Source organism: Rhizobium sp. SU303 (assembly GCF_021052345.1).
In the GTDB taxonomy this organism is placed as follows: domain Bacteria; phylum Pseudomonadota; class Alphaproteobacteria; order Rhizobiales; family Rhizobiaceae; genus Rhizobium; species Rhizobium laguerreae.
The window spans coordinates 2,000,711-2,020,862 of sequence record NZ_CP088095.1; the positions used below are offsets into that span (position 1 = coordinate 2,000,711).

The 20,152-nt window shown below is 60.8% G+C and carries 21 protein-coding genes and 1 tRNA gene; 10 read left to right on the forward strand and 12 right to left on the reverse strand.

Annotation, left to right across the window (positions count from 1 at the left end; genetic code table 11):
- Window positions 1–13: 13 nt before the first annotated feature.
- A complete protein-coding gene (locus RlegSU303_RS10060; RefSeq protein WP_168279546.1) occupies window positions 14–601 on the reverse strand; it encodes a deaminase in 588 nt (195 codons plus the stop codon).
- Between the two features lie 269 nt (window positions 602–870).
- On the opposite strand from RlegSU303_RS10060, the gene cysG reads away from it, so the two are divergent.
- The 5 genes from cysG to RlegSU303_RS10085 are packed head-to-tail and all read left to right on the forward strand — an operon-like array spanning window position 871 to window position 6,076.
- A complete protein-coding gene (gene cysG, locus RlegSU303_RS10065; RefSeq protein ID WP_026158669.1) occupies window positions 871–2,307 on the forward strand; it encodes a siroheme synthase CysG in 1,437 nt (478 codons plus the stop codon).
- A 2-nt stretch (window positions 2,308–2,309) separates the two neighbouring features.
- Window positions 2,310–2,624, forward strand: a complete 315-nt coding sequence (locus RlegSU303_RS10070) for a DUF2849 domain-containing protein (RefSeq protein WP_011651871.1) — start codon at window positions 2,310–2,312, stop codon at window positions 2,622–2,624.
- Window positions 2,625–2,632: 8 nt separating this feature from the next.
- The gene (locus RlegSU303_RS10075) at window positions 2,633–4,303 is read left to right on the forward strand and encodes a nitrite/sulfite reductase (protein WP_017960321.1); all 1,671 of its coding nucleotides are present in this window, start codon (window positions 2,633–2,635) and stop codon (window positions 4,301–4,303) included.
- A gap of 10 nt (window positions 4,304–4,313) precedes the next feature.
- Window positions 4,314–4,826 carry a DUF934 domain-containing protein gene (locus RlegSU303_RS10080; RefSeq protein ID WP_026158670.1) on the forward strand — a complete coding sequence of 171 codons (513 nt, stop codon included), beginning with the start codon at window positions 4,314–4,316 and terminating at the stop codon, window positions 4,824–4,826.
- 38 nt (window positions 4,827–4,864) lie between these two features.
- Window positions 4,865–6,076: a UbiH/UbiF family hydroxylase gene (locus RlegSU303_RS10085; protein ID WP_168279547.1), complete on the forward strand. Its 1,212-nt coding sequence runs from the start codon at window positions 4,865–4,867 to the stop codon at window positions 6,074–6,076.
- Here the strand turns inward: RlegSU303_RS10085 and RlegSU303_RS10090 are convergent.
- From RlegSU303_RS10090 to RlegSU303_RS10135, 10 genes are all read right to left on the reverse strand, one after another.
- Window positions 6,044–7,006, reverse strand: a complete 963-nt coding sequence (locus RlegSU303_RS10090; RefSeq protein WP_017960324.1) for an AEC family transporter — start codon at window positions 7,004–7,006, stop codon at window positions 6,044–6,046. The two genes, RlegSU303_RS10085 and RlegSU303_RS10090, sit on opposite strands and share 33 nt — an antisense overlap.
- 224 nt (window positions 7,007–7,230) lie before the next feature.
- On the reverse strand, window positions 7,231–8,166 hold the full coding sequence (locus RlegSU303_RS10095; RefSeq protein WP_231283780.1) for an MBL fold metallo-hydrolase: 936 nt from the start codon (window positions 8,164–8,166) through the stop codon (window positions 7,231–7,233).
- Between the two features lie 209 nt (window positions 8,167–8,375).
- Window positions 8,376–8,864, reverse strand: a complete 489-nt coding sequence (locus RlegSU303_RS10100; RefSeq protein ID WP_231283781.1) for a cupin — start codon at window positions 8,862–8,864, stop codon at window positions 8,376–8,378.
- Window positions 8,865–9,219: 355 nt separating this feature from the next.
- Window positions 9,220–10,011, reverse strand: coding sequence for an SDR family NAD(P)-dependent oxidoreductase (locus tag RlegSU303_RS10105; RefSeq protein WP_168280311.1), 792 nt, complete (start codon window positions 10,009–10,011; stop codon window positions 9,220–9,222).
- A gap of 446 nt (window positions 10,012–10,457) precedes the next feature.
- Window positions 10,458–11,252: an ion transporter gene (locus RlegSU303_RS10110; RefSeq protein ID WP_131630398.1), complete on the reverse strand. Its 795-nt coding sequence runs from the start codon at window positions 11,250–11,252 to the stop codon at window positions 10,458–10,460.
- Window positions 11,253–11,315: 63 nt separating this feature from the next.
- The gene (locus tag RlegSU303_RS10115; RefSeq protein ID WP_026158671.1) at window positions 11,316–12,086 is read right to left on the reverse strand and encodes an SDR family NAD(P)-dependent oxidoreductase; all 771 of its coding nucleotides are present in this window, start codon (window positions 12,084–12,086) and stop codon (window positions 11,316–11,318) included.
- A gap of 247 nt (window positions 12,087–12,333) precedes the next feature.
- Window positions 12,334–13,140, reverse strand: coding sequence for an urease accessory protein UreH domain-containing protein (locus tag RlegSU303_RS10120; RefSeq protein ID WP_222353443.1), 807 nt, complete (start codon window positions 13,138–13,140; stop codon window positions 12,334–12,336).
- Window positions 13,140–13,502 carry a YqaA family protein gene (locus RlegSU303_RS10125; RefSeq protein ID WP_131644023.1) on the reverse strand — a complete coding sequence of 121 codons (363 nt, stop codon included), beginning with the start codon at window positions 13,500–13,502 and terminating at the stop codon, window positions 13,140–13,142. Before RlegSU303_RS10125 ends, RlegSU303_RS10120 begins: the two co-directional genes overlap by 1 nt.
- A complete protein-coding gene (locus RlegSU303_RS10130; RefSeq protein WP_017960332.1) occupies window positions 13,465–13,920 on the reverse strand; it encodes an NUDIX hydrolase in 456 nt (151 codons plus the stop codon). Before RlegSU303_RS10130 ends, RlegSU303_RS10125 begins: the two co-directional genes overlap by 38 nt.
- Before the next feature lie 83 nt (window positions 13,921–14,003).
- Window positions 14,004–15,464 carry a CYTH and CHAD domain-containing protein gene (locus RlegSU303_RS10135; RefSeq protein WP_331275225.1) on the reverse strand — a complete coding sequence of 487 codons (1,461 nt, stop codon included), beginning with the start codon at window positions 15,462–15,464 and terminating at the stop codon, window positions 14,004–14,006.
- A 128-nt stretch (window positions 15,465–15,592) separates the two neighbouring features.
- Here RlegSU303_RS10135 and RlegSU303_RS10140 point away from each other — a divergent pair, with 128 nt between their 5' ends.
- The 4 genes from RlegSU303_RS10140 to RlegSU303_RS10155 all read left to right on the forward strand — a co-directional run bounded on the left by RlegSU303_RS10140 (window position 15,593) and on the right by RlegSU303_RS10155 (window position 18,589).
- On the forward strand, window positions 15,593–16,054 hold the full coding sequence (locus RlegSU303_RS10140; RefSeq protein WP_231283783.1) for an NUDIX hydrolase: 462 nt from the start codon (window positions 15,593–15,595) through the stop codon (window positions 16,052–16,054).
- A 312-nt stretch (window positions 16,055–16,366) separates the two neighbouring features.
- Window positions 16,367–16,828, forward strand: coding sequence for a trehalase-like domain-containing protein (locus tag RlegSU303_RS10145; RefSeq protein ID WP_231283784.1), 462 nt, complete (start codon window positions 16,367–16,369; stop codon window positions 16,826–16,828).
- Window positions 16,829–16,840: 12 nt separating this feature from the next.
- On the forward strand, window positions 16,841–18,229 hold the full coding sequence (locus RlegSU303_RS10150) for a glycoside hydrolase family 15 protein (protein ID WP_231283785.1): 1,389 nt from the start codon (window positions 16,841–16,843) through the stop codon (window positions 18,227–18,229).
- Between the two features lie 189 nt (window positions 18,230–18,418).
- On the forward strand, window positions 18,419–18,589 hold the full coding sequence (locus RlegSU303_RS10155; protein WP_157626483.1) for a hypothetical protein: 171 nt from the start codon (window positions 18,419–18,421) through the stop codon (window positions 18,587–18,589).
- A gap of 347 nt (window positions 18,590–18,936) precedes the next feature.
- Here RlegSU303_RS10155 and RlegSU303_RS10160 read toward each other — a convergent pair whose 3' ends face one another.
- A complete protein-coding gene (locus tag RlegSU303_RS10160; protein ID WP_131709053.1) occupies window positions 18,937–19,686 on the reverse strand; it encodes a cytochrome c biogenesis CcdA family protein in 750 nt (249 codons plus the stop codon).
- A gap of 253 nt (window positions 19,687–19,939) precedes the next feature.
- Here RlegSU303_RS10160 and RlegSU303_RS10165 point away from each other — a divergent pair.
- A tRNA-Lys gene (locus RlegSU303_RS10165) sits at window positions 19,940–20,015 on the forward strand.
- Window positions 20,016–20,152: the final 137 nt, after the last annotated feature.

Sequence of the window (20,152 nt, forward strand, 5' to 3'; positions counted from 1 at the left end):
AGTTCAGCGGCCCTCAATTCAGGGGAATGTCGTTGGCGCTCTTCGATGACTGGTAGCTGGTCGATAGCGCGTCGTAGCGCGCCTTGATGCGGGCGGTCTGCGCCTTCAGCGCGGTCTTCAACTGAGCCTCTTCGGTCTCGACGAGATCGGCAATGGCAAAGCTGTTCCAGAAGGCGTTTTGCCTGCGGTAGCCGCCGGGTTCAAGCCCGAAGACCTCCTTCAGGATTTTCAGGTCGTGCGGAATGGCAAAGGCATCGCGCGAATCCTCGTGGCTGAAGAAATAGTAGAAATTGTCGAAGCCGGCCCAGGTGATCGCCGACATGCACATGGTGCAGGGCTCGTGCGTCGAAAGGAAGATCAAATCCTTCGTCGGCGACTTGTCGCCAAGCTCGTAGAAGCGCTTCAGCGTATGGACCTCGCCGTGCCAGAGCGGATTTTCCAGCTCGTTATTGGTCTCGGCGACGACGAGCGAAAGATCGGATTTCCTTAAGATCGCCGCACCGAACACCTTGTTGCCAAGCAAAACGCCACGCTCCGTCAGCGGCAGGATATCGTCTTCCATGACCGAAAGCAGGCGGGAGGCAATGGTCTTATCAGGCATGAGGACCCTCCAGTTTTCCTCAGTCTATCGCCTTGGCGGTGCGAGTGAAATGCGTCAAGCGCCGGTGGACGTCTTTTGTCACAGGCTTTATACTGCGCTGCAGCAAGCGGGCTGAGAAATATGCGGCTTTTGGGCCGCACGGGTGACTTTTCTCAAATCATTGACGGCACGAGCAAAAGAATACCCGCTTGCTTGGGCTTTCGAATTTCTGTTCCTTCAATCCCTTGTCGATCAAGGGCATATTCCGGCAACCTCGAAGTGGATTGATGATGCCTCCCAAGACTGAACAGCTTTCGGTATTTCCCGCCTTCTTTCGCGTGGAAGGCCAGAAGACGGCTGTCTTCGGCAATGGCGACGAAGCTTTCGCCAAGGTGCGGCTGTTGCTCAACACGCGGGCGCGGATTGTCGCCTATGCCGACCGGCCGGAAGCCGATTACCATGCCTTCCTGATTGCCAACCGGATCGAGACCGTGCGCGCTGCCTTCTCGGCCGAACAGGTCGAGGGTTCAGCACTCGTCTTCGCCGCAACCGGCAATGAGGCCGACGACCGCAGCATCGTCGATGCTGCCCGCGCTGCCAGAATTCCGGCCAATGCCGTCGATCAGCCGGATTACTGCGATTTCTTCACGCCGGCACTGGTCAACCGCGCGCCAGTCGCCGTTGCGATCGGCACTGAAGGGGCAGGGCCGGTTCTGGCGCAGATGATCCGCGCGCAGATCGACCAGCTTCTTTCGCCCTCGCTCGGCCGCCTTGCCGGGCTGGCGACGAGCTACCGCAAGGCCGTCGAACAACTGATTCCGAAAGGCGTCTCCCGCCGGGTCTTCTGGCGCCGTTTCTTTTCCGGTGCCGTTGCCGATGCGGTCGCCAACGGCAACCTGCCGCAGGCCCGCCATGCCGCCGACCGGCTGCTGCACGCGATGGACAAGGTCGCTGGCCACGTCTGGCTGGTCGGCGCCGGACCGGGTGCCGAAGATCTGCTGACGCTGCGCGCCCAGCGCGTGATGATGGAAGCCGACGTCATCGTCTATGACGCGCTGGTGCCGCAGGCCATCGTCGATATGGGCCGCCGTGATGCCGAGCGGCTCTCCGTCGGCAAGCGCAAGGGCTGCCACTCGAAGTCCCAGGAAGAAATCAACGACCTGCTGGTCGATCTCGGCCGCCAGGGCAAGCGGGTCGTGCGCCTGAAATCCGGCGATCCTCTGGTCTATGGCCGGGCAGGCGAAGAGATGGCCGCACTGCGCGCTGCGGGCGTCACCTATGAGGTCGTGCCCGGTATCACCTCGGCTTTCGCCGCCGCTGCCGATTTCGAGCTGCCGCTGACGCTGCGCGGCGTCGCCTCCTCGCTGGTCTTCACCACAGGCCATGATCTCACCGGCGATGTACTGCCCGATTGGGCAAGCCTTGCCGTTTCCGGCGCGACGATCGCCGTCTATATGGGCCGCACGGTTGCTGCCTCCGTCGCTGAGCGGCTGATGCAGGCGGGCATTCCCGCCGAAACCACCGTCGCCGTCATCGAAAATGCCAGCCGCGCCGATCGCCGCCTGCTGCATGGCACGCTCGCCGACCTGCCCGATCTGCAGCGCCGCGACGAGTTGACCGGACCTGTCATGGTCATCATCGGCGATGCGGTCGCCGGCGCCAATTTCGAACTGTCCGAGCCACTGGTGCGCGCAAACGCCCGGCTTGAGGAACTTGCAAGGAGCTGAATATGGGTGACAAGGTTCTGACCGCCAACCGGCTGACGGACGGCATTGCCGTCTGGCTGGATGCAAACGGCAAGTGGTCCACCTCGCTGCAGGAGGCGCTCGTTGCCCGTCATGCCGAAGCCGTTGCGGCGCTGGAGGCGATCGGCAAGAAATCCTATGCCGACAACGAGGTCGTCGACGTCGCCGTCGTCGACGTTCAGGAAACCAACGGCATTCTCTGGCCGCTTCGCCTTCGCGAGCGCATCCGCGCACAGGGCCCGACCATGGAATATGCCCCGGGCTACGCTCCTGCCGATCCCGAATTCATTGCAGTCTGAGGAAGACGATGTACCGTTACGACGAATTTGACCATGCCTTTGTTACCGAGCGCGTCGAGCAGTTTCGCGATCAGGTCCAGCGCCGCCTTTCCGGCGAGCTCGCCGAGGACGCGTTCAAGCCGCTGCGCCTGATGAACGGCGTCTACCTGCAGCTCCACGCCTACATGCTGCGCATCGCCATTCCCTATGGCACGCTGAGCTCGCGCCAGCTTCGCATGCTCGCCCATATCGCCCGCACCTATGACCGTGGCTACGGCCATTTCACCACGCGCCAGAACCTGCAGTTCAACTGGCCGAAACTGTCCGACATTCCAGATGCGCTGGCCGACCTTGCCAGCGTCGAGATGCATGCGCTGCAGACCTCGGGCAACTGCATCAGAAACGTCACGGCCGATCACTTCGCGGGTGCCGCCGCCGACGAGGTCGCAGATCCGCGTCCTTACGCCGAAATCCTGCGCCAGTGGTCGTCGGTCCACCCGGAATTCTCCTTCCTGCCGCGCAAGTTCAAGATCGCCGTCACCGGCGCCGAGCGCGACCGCGCCGCAATCCAGGTCCATGATATCGGCCTGCATGTGAAAAAGACCGACAAGGGCGAGATCGGTTTTGCCGTCTATGTCGGCGGCGGCCAGGGCCGTACGCCGATGATCGCCAAGCTGATCCGTGACTTCCTGCCTGAGGAAGACCTGCTCTCCTACACCACGGCCATCGTGCGCGTGTACAATCTGCACGGCCGCCGCGACAACAAGTACAAGGCCCGCATCAAGATCCTCGTGCATGAAACCGGCACCGAGGAGCTGACACGCCAGGTGGAGGCCGAATTCGCAGCGCTGAAGGATACCGAGCTCAAACTGCCGGAAAAGGACGTCCAGTCGATCGCTGCCTATTTCGCGCCGCCTGATTTGCCCCAGCGGGCCGAAGGCTGGGAAAACCTCGCCCGCTGGAAGAAGGCCGATTCCGGTTTCTCCCGCTGGGTCCAGCAGAACGTGCAGCCGCACAAGAACCCCGATTACGGTATGGTGACGATCTCGCTGAAGCCGATCGGCGGCATTCCGGGCGATGCCTCCGATGCGCAGATGGATGCGATCGCCGATCTCGCCGAGGAATATGCCTTCGACGAAATCCGCGTCAGCCATGAGCAGAACCTGATCCTGCCGCATGTGGCACTTGCCGATCTCGAAGCCGTCTATCGCAGCCTCGTCGCCATCAATCTCGCCGAAGCCAATGCCGGCCTGATCACCGATATCATTGCCTGTCCCGGGCTGGACTACTGCGCGCTCGCCAATGCGCGTTCCATTCCGCTGGCGCAGGAAATCTCGCGCCGCTTCGGCAATGCCGAACGCCAGGCAGAGATCGGCGAGCTGAAGATCAAGATCTCCGGCTGTATCAATGCCTGCGGCCATCACCATGTCGGCCATATCGGTCTGCTCGGTGTGGAGAAGAAGGGCGCCGAACTCTACCAGATCACGCTCGGCGGCTCCGGCGACGAACATACCTCGATCGGCGAGATCATCGGCCGCGGCTTCGAGCCGGACCGGGTGACGGATGCGATCGAGACGATCGTCGACACCTATCTCGGCCTGCGCCTCGATCAATCCGAGAACTTCCTTGCCGCCTATCGCCGCGTCGGACCGCAGCCTTTCAAGACCGCGCTCTATGGCGCGGCGGCCGAAGCGGCATAAGGAGGGGATGATGACGAAGATCTGGAGAGAAACCGGTTTTGTCGAAAACGATCCCTGGGTGATCGAGACCGACGAAGTAAAGGCGACCGAGGAGCAGAAGCCGCTGCTGGGTCTCGACGAACTGATCGCCAAGGCCGACGAAAGCAACGATGTCGGCCTCGGTGTGCTGATCAAGCCGGCCGACGACGTGCGCCGGCTGGAGCCTTACCTCTATCGCCTCGAAATCGTCGCCGTCGCCTTTCCGGCTTTCAATGACGGCCGCGCCTTCAGCCATGCCTCGCTGCTGCGCCAGCGCCTGGGTTACACCAACGAGCTGCGCGCCGTCGGCGATGTGCTGATCGATCAGATCCCGCTGATGCTGCGCGTCGGCATCGACAGCTTTTCGGTCAACAATCCCACGGCGCTGAAGCGTCTGGCCGAAAACCGTCTTCCCGCCATTCCCCATCATTATCAGCCGGCAGTGCGTGACGCCGAAGCCGGCAAGGGCTATAGTTGGCGCCGTCAGGCGAAGCCGGCCGCATAAGCGACCGGTCCGCCTTATTACGATGGCGGAACGATAGCATGAAGACATTCGAAGTGGCGGTGATCGGTGGCGGTCTAGCCGGCATGATCGCCGCAATCGCGCTGGCACGCGGTGGTCGCAGCGTGGCGCTGGTTGCCCCCATTGCTCCGAAGGAGGATCGGCGCACCACGGCGCTGATGGATCAGTCGATCCGCTTCCTCGACCGCCTGGCCCTCTGGGAAAAGCTTCGTCCCGCAGCCGCCCCTCTCACCAGCATGCGGATCGTCGACGGCACCGACAGGCTGCTGCGCGCGCCGACCACCACCTTCCGCGCGGCCGATGTCGGCCTGGACGCCTTCGGCTACAATTTCCCCAACAGGGCGCTGATCGATATCCTCGAGGAGGCCGCTGCCGGCGAGGGCAATATCACCCGCTTCACCGGTATGGCCGAATCGATCGAGATATCAGCCGTGTCAGTCTCGATTACCCTTACCGGCGGCGAGACGCTGTCGGCCGATTTTGCCGTCGGCGCCGATGGCCGCAGCTCGAAGCTGCGCGAGACCTCAGGCATTACCGTGCGCAACTGGTCCTATCCGCAGTGGGCCATGGTGCTGAATTTCGCCCATTCGCTGCCGCACCAGAATATCTCGACCGAATTCCACACCAAACACGGCCCCTTCACGCAGGTGCCACTGCCGGGGAGCCGCTCCAGCCTCGTCTGGGTACAGGATCCCGCTGAGGCGGCAAGCCGCCTGGAATTGCCGCTTGCCGAACTCGGCGCTCTTGTCGAGGCGCGCATGCAATCCATGCTCGGCAAGGTTGATGTCGAGGAGGGCGTCCAGGTCTGGCCGCTGTCCGGCATGATGGCGCATCGTTTCGGCAAGGGGCGCGTCGCGCTGATCGGCGAGGCTGCCCATGTCTTCCCGCCGATCGGGGCGCAGGGGCTGAACCTCAGCCTGCGCGATATCATGGCGCTTGCCGATATCCTTTGCGACCGGGCGGAACTGCCGGTCCCGGCCGACGCCGGCGAAAGCTTCGACCGCAAGCGTCGCGCCGATATCATGACGCGCACGGCCAGTGTCGATCTTCTCAACCGCTCGCTGCTTTCGGATTTCCTGCCCGTCCAGATGCTGCGGGCTGCCGGCCTGCATATCCTCTCGGCGATACCGCCGCTGCGCAATATCGTCATGCGCGAAGGCATCGAGCCCGGCCTCGGCTTCCGCGATATTCCGGATGCGCTACGGGAAAAGCTGAAGCGGAAGAAGGCCTGAGCGGATTACGATCAGCCAGAGCGAAACAGTCACCACCGAAAACACCGTCGTGATCAGGATCGTCGCCGAGGCGCGCTCCTGCCAGACGCCATATTGCTGACCGATGACGAAGACATTGGTCGCGGTCGGCAGGCAGGCGAGCAGCACGGCGGCCTGGATCCAGACCGGCTCGAAACCACCCACCGCCGTCAGCGCAATGAAAACCGCGATCGGATGCAGGATTAGCTTCGCCGGCACGATATAGGGGATTTCTGCCGGGATCCGCTTCAGAGGCCGCAGGGCCAGCGTCACGCCCATGGCAAAAAGCGCGCAAGGAGCCGCCGCCTGGGCGAGATAATCGACGAGGCGCTGAAACGCCAGCGGCTGGTCGATGTGCAAGGCGGCCACCGCAAAGCCTGCCGCCGTCGACAGGATGAAGGGATGCAGCGCGACCTTCCGGACGATATCGGCGACAAGCTGGCCTGTTGAACGCTTGTCGTCGCCGGCAGCCGCCATCAGTGCCGGCGCCACGATGAAATGCAGCGCGTTTTCGAAGCAGATGATCAGCGCCACCGGGACGGCAGCGCCTTCGCCGAGCGCTAATAGCGCCAGGCCAGGTCCCAAATAGCCGATATTGCCATAGGCGCCGGCAAAGGACTGGATGGTGCAATCGGCAAGCGAATTGCCGCGCACCAGGCGGCCGATGGCGAAAAGCAGGATGAAGACTGCATAGGTCGCCGCGATATCGGTGGCGATAAAATCGACGCGCGTCAGTTCTTCGATCGGCGTGCGCGAGACCAGCTTGAAGAACAGAGCGGGCAGGGCGGCATAGATGATGAAGGTGTTCAGCCAGCCGAGCGCTTCGGCCGGCTGCTTCGTCGCCTTGGCGGCGATGTATCCGATCAGGATCAGGCCGAAGAACGGCAATAGCAGGCTGACGATTTCGGCCAAGAGGTCTTCCAGGGCGCGGGGATGATCGGCGGGTCAGGATCTGACTTAAGCAATTCCAACGAAACTGTGTAGCTGTTTTTGCGCCCGGAATTGCGTAGAAACAAAGCAATTCCAGCAAAAGTGTGTAGCGGTTTTGCGTCCGGAATTGTGCAGACACAAATCGATAGAGCGTGGACTCATTTACGCGATGAGTACACGCTCTAAGATCCCAACCCGACAAGCGATCAGTAGTCCCAGAAGGCCGCCACCCAACGAAAGGCGTCGCCGTCGACCGCCACCCGGCCGACGGACGGGAACGGCAGGTGCGTCGCCACCAGCTGCTCGCCGGTCCCCGCCAGTTCCCGCAAAAGACGAACCCGAACGCGCGCCGCCTCCTCGGGGTCATGTTCGAAACCGTTGAACCAGTCGGGATGTTCAAACCCGACCGCGAACACGGCGTCGCCGGCAAACATCAGCCTGTCGCCGCCGGACGCCACGCGGATCACGCTGTGCCCGGGGGTGTGGCCGCCGGTGCGATGGACGACAACGCCCGGCGCCACCTCGTACTCGTCATCGAACAGCCTGAAGTGGCTGCGATACCCTTCGGCGAACCGCTTGGCAGTCGCCCGAAGCGCGTCCGGGAACCCCGGCGGCATGGAGACACGGGAAAAATCGGGCGCCTCCCAGAATTTGACCTCGGCCGCCGCCACGTGGATCCGCAGATCCGGACGCAACTGGTCCTTCACCCCGTCGACGAGCAACCCGCCAATATGGTCCATGTGCATGTGGGTCAGCACCACGTCGGTCACCGACGCAAGATCGATGCCGGCGGCTTCCAATCGCTTGATCAGCTGCCCCGCCCGTGGCAGATGCAAGTCTGGGTCGATCCCCAGCCCGGCGTCGAGGAGTATGGTCTGGTCGCCGCTGCGTACCACGACCACGTTCAGCGCCCAGTCGAAAGCATCCGCCGGCAGGAACATGTCTTTCAGCCAGGCCGCTCGGACGGCGGGATCGATGTTGTGTCCCAGCATCGCGGTAGGGAGCGGTAGCACTCCGTCGCTGACCACCAGCACCTCAATCTCGCCGACCTGCACCGCGTAGCGCGACGGAACCAATTCGTCGAGCCGAGGTCTGCCGGTGTGTGCGGTGTTTTCCAGGCTCATCTTTGTTTCAAGGTTCATGTTCGTCTCCTTCTGACCGCCGCCTTAAACACGGCATCGACGACGCTACATGGAGCCGTGTTTGCGATCGATTGGTCGAGGGATAAGGGCGGGTGGGGCCGAGGGACAGGGCAAGCCATACCACGGCATAGGTGCAGGCCTGGCTTTTTACTGCCGGCGTGGTGCTGATGGAGGTGGAGCCGATCAGATCAGCGAACGCGGCAAGCCTGCTACCGCCATTTCTCGATGAGAAATCCCGATGGTCCTTGAACGGGATCGGTGTGGGGTAGGGGTACTGACGAGATTTTCGTCAGCGTTTCGCTTGAAGCAGCCGAAGTCTGAATGTCGGCATGCTGTCCCTTAGGATAAGCGCCGATGACCTGGAAGTTCGACGTGCAGCCGAGATTCTGATGCCCTGTCCCGGCTGGTAGCACCATACAGTCTCCGGCCGCCACCGCTATTGCTTGCCCCCCGGGACCACCAATCAGCAGCGTGGCGCTACCAAGTGCAATTCTCAGCACTTCATGGGCACCGGAATGGTAGTGCTGATAATCGAAGACACCGTTTGTCCAGATGCCTGTCCAACCGTTTGCCGCGAAGCGACGTTCGAAATCGGTCGGTCTGCCGTCAGCAAACAGCCCTCTGTAAAGCAATACAGGAAGATGCGGGTTGTTCGGGACCCAGTCGCTCGGCCCGAAAAGGATCGTCTCGATGTTCATGCCGAATTCCCAAGCTAGTCGTCGATTGCCGCGACGCGACGGCCATCGAGCCGTCGACGTTGTTCGCCAAGTCTTTCGCCGCGTTTTCCATTGAACTCATCTGCGCTGATGTTCTCAAAGCTAAACTTTGGCGGTCGCCAGCGGTTCCTTGACGTGCCGTGGTTTAGCCGGGCCAACGGACCATGGCGGGCCGAAAGATCGAGGCTACTTCGAGCTCCGTATTTTCGACAAGCGACTGGTCTGCGAAACGGTAAGAATAGGAGGACTTCGGAGGCTGCCAAATAGCCCGCCACTGCAGCGCATTGCGGAGACAACTTCCGACGAAGACGGTTCAGTGGCCGGTCGGTGGAGTCCGTCAGAGCGTGTCGATCAGGCCTCCGTCCACGCGCATCGAAGCTCCAGTCGTTGCGGACGCCAAAGGGGAGGCCAGATAGGTTACGAGATTGGCAATTTCCTCGACGCTCGCGGCCCGTTGGATGATCGAACCGGCGCGGTGCTTCTTGACGAAGTCCGCCGCCACCTCCTCGATCGGTTTCCCCGTCTTCGCACGTTCCTCGGCGAGCATCGCCTCGACGCCTTCCGAAAGCGTGGGGCCGGGAAGGACGGAGTTCACGGTGACGCCCGTGCCAGCCATGCGTTTAGCAAGGCCGCGGGCAACCGCGATGTCTGCGGTCTTGCTGACACCGTAGTGGATCATCTCGACCGGAATGTTAAAGCCGGATTCAGACGCGATGAAGATGACGCGGCCCCAATCGAGCTTCTGCATGCCCGGAAGATATGCGCGCGAAAGCCTGACGGCGGACATAACGTTCACCTGCCAGTGTCGGTCCCATACCTCGTCGTCCGCATCGAAGAAGTCTAGCGGCTGGAAGATGCCCGCGTTGTTGATGAGGATGTCGACGTCAGGAACTTGGGCGACAAGAGCGTCACATCCGCCAGCGGTCGCGAGATCCGCTGCCGCCGCGGTCACGCTTCCCTTGGCGCCTTCGCCTTTCAGGCGGTCGGCGGCCTTTGCGGTCTTTTCTTCGGACCGGCCGTTGACCACCACGTCCGCACCCGCCCTCGCGAGCTGGCGGGCGATTGCGTATCCAATGCCTTCAGTGGATCCGGTAACCAGGGCGATCTTGCCTGTGAGGTCGATCTGCATCTTCTGCTCCTGTGAGGTTGGATGACAGAACGTATGAACTGGCGACCGATCTCGCAACAGCCCACGATGCGGATAATCCTCTCGCGACAGGATGATGTCGGCGGCAGCGGCGTGCTCCCCGGTATGGGCGGGCTGCAATCCGACGGACCCGATTTGAAATGGTGCGCCAGGGCGGCGCAAACCAATGAGCTGGCACAACAACATCTGCGGGGCTGCGCTCCAACCTGAAGACGTGGCTCGCTTGCAAGATTCCACGTTCACTGGTTGTCCCAATACGATCTTGGGCGCCCTCTTAGAGCAATTCCAGGAAAAGTGCGAAGGCGGTTTTCCGTCCGGAATCGCTTTAAAACAAAAAGTTAGAGCGATTCTGCGTTTCCGAAAGCTGAACCGCTCTAGACAACGACTGCGTGCGAATTTCTGGCGTATCGTCTAGCCAGGGTCGACAGTCACGATCCCTCGTCCGGTATGTTCAAGACCTCTCCGCACGCCTTGCAATGAACGGCGTCCGCGTCATGGCGTTGAAGGCCGCATCGGTGGCAGGAATAGGTCACCTTGTGAGGGCGGACCACTGCCTGAGCAAGCCTGACGAAAAGGGAAATGCCGACGATCATCGTCACAACGGAAGTGAGCTTGCCCAGCGTTCCCGGAAGCGTGATGTCTCCGAATCCCGTCGTCGTCACCGTCGCGACCGTGAAGTATAGCGCATCGACGAATCCTTCGCCTCCCTCCCTGTTGTAGAAGAAGGACGTATAGACGAACCCGGTTGCCATGAAGAGGAACACAAGGAAATTGATTACCGCCCGGACGACGTCGAGAAGGTATGAATAGCCGGCCTTGCGCAGCAAGTCCCTAAGCAGCGGACTCCTGCCGATCGCCCAGAACCGCATGATCCGCAGGAAAGCGAAATTGTAGAGCAGGTCCGGCAGCAACAGCGTGGCCAGCACCACAAAGTCGATCCAGGTCATCGGCCGCCGAAACCACTCGCGCAGAGAGAATGCGGCGATCGCCCGGCCCACCATCTCGGCGGCGATCCACACTGCTATCGCATAGTCGATGATCAGATAGGACGGACCGGATCGCAGGTACGGGCCGAGCAGGAAGAAGGCGAGAATGGCGACGTCAATGGCAGCAAATACCAGCCGAAAGGCGACCGCCTGCCTGCCGTCGGCCCTATCGAGCTTGCGCAGCACCTGACGAAGCGAATTCTGCCGAGAGCCGTTGTCGGATTCGAAGGTTTTCATCCAGGGAATCTAGATCCCTCATTGGCGTCTGCAAGTCGCCAAGAAATCGACTCCTCGGGGATTTCAGGCGACGGACCATCCACCGTCCACCAGCAGATTAGCGCCGGTGATCAGGCTCGCAGCCGGTGATGCAAGGAAGACGACGGCACCCACCACATCATCGGTTTCGCCGATCCGGCCGAGCGGAATGTGAGCGAGCGTCGCTTCGAGATTGTCGGCATCGGATAGAAAAGGTGCTGTGCCATCGGTGTGAATGAAGGTTGGCGATACGGTATTTACGGTGACGTTATAGCGTGCCCATTCGGCTGCAAGGCAACGCGTGAGGTGATTGATGGCCGCCTTGCTCATGCAATAGATTGCCTCGCCGCGCAGTGCCACGGTACCGGCCTGTGAGCTGATGTTGATGATCCTGCCGCCGTTGCGCTTGATCATGTGACGGCCCACAGCCTGCGTCATCAGAAAGGTACCCTTGATGTTGACATCGAGTATCTCGTCAAGGTCCTTCTCTTCGACGAGTTCCGCGAGATTGCCCGGAGCCACGCCGACATTGTTGACGAGGATGTCGATCCGGCCGAACGTCGCAATCGCCGCGCCAACGGCTTGCGCGATATGGGCCTTATTGGGAATGTTCAGTTCAACGGGCAGAACTTTTCGTCCCGCGCCCTCCAGTTCAGCAACCAGGCCCGCCGACGCTGCGACATCGCGGACTCCCAAAACGATATCGGAACCTGCTGCGGCACAGGCAAGTGCGCAAGCTCGACCGATCCCACGGCTTGCTCCCGTCACTAAGGTCACCTTGCCCTCAAGGCTGAAGTCCGGCGCATTCCTCTGCATCACGATGCCTCCCTCGATGAAGCTCATTTATGGCAGGGTCGGTGGGCGGATGCCAGATGTTCTGCGAGTGCTGAGGAGTGCCCTTTGACAACTGGGCTATCCCGCAACGTGGGACGCTTTTCTCGAAAGGCCCCGCAAAAAGCCGCATTGCCCGTCGGTTCGTGCACACGACGAGCGACGGCGCGGGAGGAAACGGAGGAGCCCACGCACCACCTGTCACATGTATGGAAAGTCGGCAGCCGGTGGCCTAGCCGCTCTGCATCAAGATCGGAAAGGTCTGCTGGAACCAGATCGCAACATTGCTGACCCATCCGAACAGGAAGGCGAGGCCGGCCCACCTCGAAAGCTCGAACCCAGCGACCGCGAGAAGGATCGCTCCGGCGACGGCCTCGATCGATTTGGAGGCCGCCGCAAGCAGCCGCGGTCTGCTGCGCATCAGTCGCCCGAGTTGCTCCCTGAAGGCGACCGCCAGAAGTGCGACCGCCGATAGCGTCAGGCAGACGCCGATCATCATCGACACCGCGAAGAGCAGTCCCGTGACGACGACCTGGTGGATTATCGCAAAGGTCATCATGAAGAGCGTCAGAGGACAGGGGATGAGACCGGCAAGGAATCCTACGACGACGCCTTCGCTGCTCGAATGGGTGTGGGCATGGCGGAACAGCGCGCTGCCGAGCATCCACAGGCCGATCACGCCGAGCAGTCCACGGCTGAGCGCCTGGAGGGCGGGAGCCGAGCCCGCGTCGACGAAGGAATGCGAGACCAGCGGCAGGGCGAGCAGCGCGATCAGGACCGCCATGGACACATGCGTGAACGACAGCGCCATCGACACCAGCAGCGCCTTGTGCGCCTTCATCGAAGAGCCCGTGAGATAGGTGGCGAGGACCGACTTGCTGTGACCGGGCGTCAGGGCATGGACTGCACCGAAGGCAATTCCCATCGGCAGGAATGCCAGAAAGGCGAGCCAGCCGCCGCCCTGCGCGAACGCCTTGATGTGGTCGGCGAAGGCCAAATAGATGTCGCGCTGGAATTCGACGATCTGCTGCCAGGGCATCAGGCCAGTCCCGTGGTTGCCGCTGCCAGCACGATATAGCGTCCGGCCTTGGCGATCGCCACCAGGAGGACGAAGTTCGGGAGCGGCTCGCGCAACACGCCGGCGACGACGGTGATCGGATCGCCGACGATCGGCAGCCAACTCGCCAGCAGCGACCACTTGCCATATCGGCTGTACCATCGCTGGCCGCGTTCCAGCGCGCCGGGTTTGACAGGGAACCGGCGGCGGCTTCGAAAGCGTTCGATCCATCTGCCGAGAAACCAGTTGACGGTGGATCCGAGGACGTTTCCGGCGCCCCGAGATCGATAATCCGCGACCGTCGAGCTAGGGAAGCCGTCTCCCGCGCTCGACCATTCGTCCAAACTTCAGCAGCAGGCGCTCAAGGTCCGGCTCGTCTACGCGGCGGGCGGCCTCAATCGGCGTCAGCCACACGGAATCTCGCTCCGCCATTTCGGGAAAGCGCTTTCGGCTACGGCGGACCTCCAGTAGGAAGACGGCAACGACGGGTCGCGCTCCACTTCCGTCCTGCATCAGCTTGTCATAGAGGAACTCGCCGAAGGGCTTCTTCTTCGCCCTCCCGATCACGCCAGCTTCCTCCCAGGCCTCACGTTCTGCCACCTTGCGCGGCTTCAGACCTGATATCGGCCAGCCCTTTGGGATCATCCAACGTCTCGTCTCCCGCGTCGTGATGAGAAGCACCTGTGGCCCCTTGGGCGTGTTTCGGAAACACAATGCACCATACTGCTGGATCGGCTTCGGATAGACGTCAATCTCATTCATCGTGTCTGCTCATGTTCATCGACGTTCTCGACCGTGGCGGATAGACCGAGGTTCCTTCGCTCAAGGTTCGTGGCGTCCTCATGTCAGCGCCAGAAGCGCTTCGTGTCGATGACCTCATCTACTGAGGACTGCGCCATGCGGATCAACGCATTTTTGTCATCGTGGGAAACGACAGAATCTCGAGCAGGGTGGTCGGCCAGTCCATGCTGCTCAAGCACGTCCGGTCCCATAGCCAGATCGTTCAACGCTCCAAGATGGTCCTGCAGCTCCTCCATCGCTGCGATAAATTTCCGGTGCCGACGGGCGCCGCGCTTGTCGTCGAACAGAGATCCGAAGAATTCAGCCGCGTAGCGAAGCTTTTTGGCGTCCTTGCGAACCTGGTGACGATGCTCGTCGTCGGTCTCGGCCAGCGCACTGCCATGCTTTTTTAGCTTCTTACGCATCTTGTCGAGGGCCTTCGCGGCGAACTCCGAAGCCGATGTGTCTTCGGAAGCCGCGCTGCCGCCAGCGCGATCGAGGTCACATTGAAGCCATTGGTTGAAATCGATAGTGAGCGCGCGCGCTCGCGCCGACCCCAGAGCCTCGACAGCGTCGCCGTATGCCGTGTTGCGGGCATCCTTGAGCTTGGCCCGAAGGTCGGAGTCCTCCGCCTTCATCAGCAGGACGTCGAGATTACGCGCTTCACCTAGGACGCCAGCGAGCCAGCGAAGCTCCCCCTGCAGCCTACTCGGCTCGTCGCCCGTCAAGAGCGGTTTGAACAGCGAGAACGCAGAGCGGAGACGCCGCAGAGCTACCCGCGCCTGATGAAGGGCTTCCGAATTTCGTCGCTGGAGAAGGATCTCTTCGTTGAGACGGAACTGCCGAAAGCAGGACGCGGCGATCTCTCGAAAGGCGGCAGATGCCTTGATGTTTCGGTCGAGATCGAGGCGCTCTGCCTTGAACATGAATTGCTGCCTGTCCAGAAGCGCGAGGCCCCGTTCTGACTTGGACTGAATGCCGAACCGGAAAGGCGCGATCGCGTCGATCTTACGAATGAAGATGAACAGGTCTTTCGGATCGCCGTCCTTCAGTTCAACCTCGATTTCCTGAACAGGCGAGCGCCTGTTGCCAGACACTACGTCTCCCCGATCGACGACCACCTCCAGCCGAGAGCCGTTCAACTCGATGTTCCAGACGCGGCGCTCAATGAACACGGTGAAAGCGGCTTCCACCTCAAGTTCCGGTCCGAACTCGCTTATGAGGGGGCTCGTATGGTCGAGGACCGGTTCATTGCCTTCAATGGGAGTCTCCCATTCTGAACGGACAAACAGTGATTTCGCCGGTCCGGATGCCTTCACAGTCTGGACGTGGGAAGCGCCGGTAGAGCGGACACGCAGAGAAAACCCTTTCTCCGACAGCCGACGATCGTCCGTCTCGAAATAGGTCGAGGACTGCTGCAGTGCCTCGTCAGGCTCTCCGAGAAGATCGGAACCCAAAAGGCTCTCAAGGGCTTCGTTAGAGAGGTCGAGCTTGATTTCGATTTCTGATGGCAAGGCAGGCTCCATTCTGATTGGACGCTCATCAACGCTGGAGGTTCCGTCATAGTTCGGTCGCGTCACGACGTGATGAAGCAAACTGGACTCTTCAACGTTGCCCAGCTAGCTTGCGCGGGCTTCGAAACCGGAGGCGGACGATGCTCAACGAAAACGCCCAGACGGAACTTACGAAAACCGGGTCTGGTCGCGATGTCGCGCAGGCTGGTGCTCTGTGCTACCGTCGGAACGAAAACGGTCGAGTTGAGATCCTTTTTGTGGGCAGCCGACGGAACGGTCGATGGGGCATTCCGAAGGGGCGCGTCGAAAGTGGTGAGGCCAGCAGCGCCGCGGCGCTAAGAGAGGCGTTCGAGGAGGCTGGGGTCGTAGGCGTCGTGGACGAGGCCGTATTCGGTACGTTTTCTTATCGCAAGGACACGAGTCCCAACCAATACCACGTGGCCGTCCACCTTTTTAAGGTCTCGAGGATCGCGGACAAGTTTCCGGAGAAGCATGTCCGTAAGACACGGTGGTTCCCCGTGGAGACCGCGCTACGGGAAGCAGCGCAGCCGGGCTTGCGGATGCTACTCGCAAGTTTCAGGTCGATGATCGGGGACCGCTGACTTGGCTTCCCAAGGTAGGGCGCCTGCAATCAATTTGATAGTCAACGATCCGGTCGCGGCCATTTCATCGCGCTGACATTGACGCCCAAATCCGTCGAGGCCTGGCAGCAGAGCTCCATTCAACGTCACGAGCGCGCTCGATCGTGCCTATCATTCTATTCGCAAAAGCCCAGCGTGCGTTCCTGATTAAACTCCGTGCTTGGTTCCCGCGACCTCATTCGCCATTGCCGTTTCGAACCAAAGCGCCAAATCGGTGAAGTGGCGAGTTCCCTGCGGACTTTTCATCCGAAGCTCAGCCAAGAGGAACGCAGCATGGATGCAAACAGCGGGCTCATCGGGGATAAGGTTGCCGCAAAACGTAGCCAGGAGGACGCAGCCGTCGTTCCGCGCGCGATAGAGAACCACGGCGTCATCGGCGATTTGGCGACGATCGCGCTTGTCGCTACCGACGGCACGATCGATTTTCTATGTTGGCCCGATTTCGACAGTCCGACAATTTTTGCTGCGCTGCTTGACCCGGAACGTGGTGGCATGTTTCGGATCGCTCCGGAGCTTGCCGACGCCCGCGTGACGCAACAGTATCTTCCGGATACGAACGTCCTCCTCACACGTTGGATGGGCGACAAGGCAAGCGGCGAACTTACTGATTTCATGTACGTGAAAAACAGCCGTAGCGACGGCTCGAGCATGGTTGTACGGCGCTTTCGTGTGACGCGCGGGAGTTTGAAGTTGCGTATGTCGTGCACTCCTCGGTTCGAATATGCGAGAAGATAGCTCCCGGCGAAGATGGAAGAGGGCGCTGTAATCTGGCGGCAGGCGAACGGCGAAGTTCTACGACTCTTGGCTGGTGTGCCACTCGTCGAGATCGATGGCGGCGTTATCGCCGAGATCACCCTTCAAGCTGGAGAGGGCGTCGATTTCATTCTCGACGACGGTGACGACAATGCGGAAGAAGCGACCACGGAGGAGATGGAAGATCAGACGGTCGCCTTCTGGCAGAACTGGGCGAGACAGTCGACGTATCGCGGACGCTGGCGCGAAATGGTCAATCGCTCTGCACTGGCGTTGAAGCTCATGACCTCGCGCAAGCACGGGTCGATTGTCGCCGCCGCAACCTTTGGCTTGCCGGAAACCCCCGGTGGCAGCCGCAACTGGGACTATCGCGCCACCTGGATACGCGACGCCTCCTTCACAGTGTATGCATTGATGAGGCTTGGCTATCGCGACGAGGCGATGGCATTCAACGACTGGATCGGCCAGCGGGCGTCGGCATGTGACGCCGGCGGCGGACTGAAGATCATGTATGCGATCGACGGCGGCGAGGTGCCTAATGAGGCCAGCCTCGAGCACCTGCACGGCTATGGCGGTGCGACGCCCGTCCGGGTGGGAAACAACGCTGCAGAACAGTTTCAGCTCGACATCTACGGTGAGCTTCTCGACTCGATCTATCTGAGCAACAAATACGGCCACGCAATCTCTCACGATCACTGGGAGGGGGTTCGAAAGGTTGTGGAGTTTGTCTGCGATCACTGGGAGGATCCTGACGCCGGGATTTGGGAGATGCGCCGCGAGCCACAGGAGTTCCTCCATTCCAGGCTCATGTGTTGGGTGGCGGTCGATCGGGGAATACGTCTCGCGACCAAGCGATCCCTCGCGGCGCCTTTTTCCAAGTGGCATGACGTCAGGAACGACATTTACGAAGACATTTGGAAAAACTTCTGGAACGAGGAGAAGGGGCACTTTGTGCAGACAAAGGGCGGCGACACGCTTGACGCCTCGCTGCTGCTCATGCCGCTGGTGAGGTTTGTCAGTGCCACGGACCCGAGGTGGCTGTCGACCTTGACGGCGATCGGCGACCAACTAGCGGACGACGGTGTCGTGCACCGATATCGAAGTAATGACGGCCTGGACGGGGAGGAGGGCGCCTTCTCAGCCTGCTCATTCTGGTATGCAGAGTGTCTCGCACGAGCGGGGGACACCAAGAAGGCTCGCAGGGTCTTCGAGTCAGTTCTGAATTATGCCAACCATCTCGGACTATATGCCGAGGAGTTTGATACCAAGGCGCAGCTCGCTGGCAATTTCCCGCAAGCCTTTACTCATCTCGCTCTCATCAGCGCAGCGTTCTACCTAGATCGCGAGCTCGACGATCGCAATAGCCAGGAATGGCGGCCGTAGAGCCGACGAATACCGCTCCGCGTCCGAGTGGGGGCGGCCTTCAGATGGTAGCAAAGCACTTCCTCGGAGGACAGTAGGATCGCGCCCGGCCGGCGCCACCGAATGTATTTGCGCTGGCGTTGGCAGTTTTGGCTGCCTCGGAACTTTCAATGTCCCCAGTCGGTTCGTACTGTTGTGGAGGAACCAGCCATGTCCAAAAAGAATAATGCCCCATCGAAAAGGGGCAATCCTAAAGAGCAGCCTGTCAATCGCCCCGACTATAAGGAACCGCCGGAGCCTGACGATCGTAAACACCCGGCCCGTGATACAAGAGAGGCGCCGGTGCCCAATCCAAACGGCGAGCCTGTCGAGAAACTTTAGCGACTGCCAGACCCGTCATTAATTGGCTTTAGGGTCAGCCTCGGTGTTGCTTTGAACAAGCGAGATCCGACCGTTTCGCACGATGACACAAAGACCGATCCTTGGGACCGGCTTGAGCGATAGATATGGACATTAGCTGGGATTACGAGACGAATTTGGACATTCCCGAGCTGAAGTCGGCAAATGCGAGACGAAGACGCACGTCCGTACAAAAGGCGCAACTAAACGCCATCGCTGAATCTGACTTTTTTATGAGAGTAAGTTGCACGGAATTGTGGGCGCGGCGCTATTTCTGACGAGCCCACGCAGCACCTGCCACATGGCCTGGAAAATCGGCAACCGGTGGCCTAGCCGATCTGCATCAGGATCGGAAAGGTCTGCTGGAACCAGATCGCAACATTGCTGACCCATCCGAACAGGAAGGCGAGGCCGGTAAGCACGAGGAAGACGCCCATCACCTTTTCCACCGTGCCGAGATGGCGGCGGAAGCGCGACAGGAAGCGCATGAAGGCGCCTGAAAAGCCGGCGGCGATCCAGAAGGGGATGGCAAGGCCGAGCGAATAGATGGCGAGCAGCCCGGCTCCGGAGCCGACCGTCTCGCGCGAGGCGGCAACGCCGAGGATGGCGCCGAGCACCGGGCCGATGCAGGGCGTCCAGCCGAATGCGAAGGCAAGGCCCATAATATAGGCGCCCGTCAGCGTCGCCGGCTTGCCGCTGCTCTGGAAGCGCGCCTCACGCGCCAGCACCCCGATTCGAAAGAGGCCAAGAAAGTTCAGCCCCATGACGATGATGATCAGCCCGCCGATCTTCGACAGGAGGTCGAGATGCTGGCGAAGCGCCATGCCGATGCTGGAAGCACCGGCGCCGAGCGCCACGAAGACGGTGGCAAAGCCGAGCGTGAAGAGCAGTGCGGAGAAGAACACGCCGCGCCTGACGTCCGGCGCCACCACAACCGCACCGCCCCCGCGAAACTGCTCGACTGAAATGCCGGCCATGTAACAGAGATAGGGCGGGACGAGGGGAAGCACGCAGGGCGACAGGAAGGAAAGCGCCCCGGCAATCAGCGCGCTCCACAGGGAAATATCGGCAATCGACACGCATTCTCTCCGGCTGCAATCTGCGTGATGTTCCTAGCTTTGCGGGCCGGGGATTGCCAATCACCTTTTTGCGCGCGCAAGAAATCTGTCTCCGCTCTCGCAAGAAATCTGTCTTTGCACGCAAGACATTTGTCTTGGCGCGCGCAAGAAATGTGCCGGGTGCGAAAAAAGGCAAATTTTTCGGTTGACCGCAATGGGTCGCCTGCCTATGTTCCGCCCACTTCCAGCCGGGGTGGGCACACCCGCGGAGAGGGAGAGCGTAGCTCAGCTGGTAGAGCAACTGACTTTTAATCAGTAGGTCTCGGGTTCGAACCCCGACGCTCTCACCAACGATTTCAATGGCTTAAAGCCTTGGATTGGCCTAAATATCGGCTACAATACCCTCACACATGTCTCGCACAGTCCGGGAGGGTAAAGTGACCTCGCATATGGTATTCGGCGACAAGGTTCGAATCTATCGTCGCGC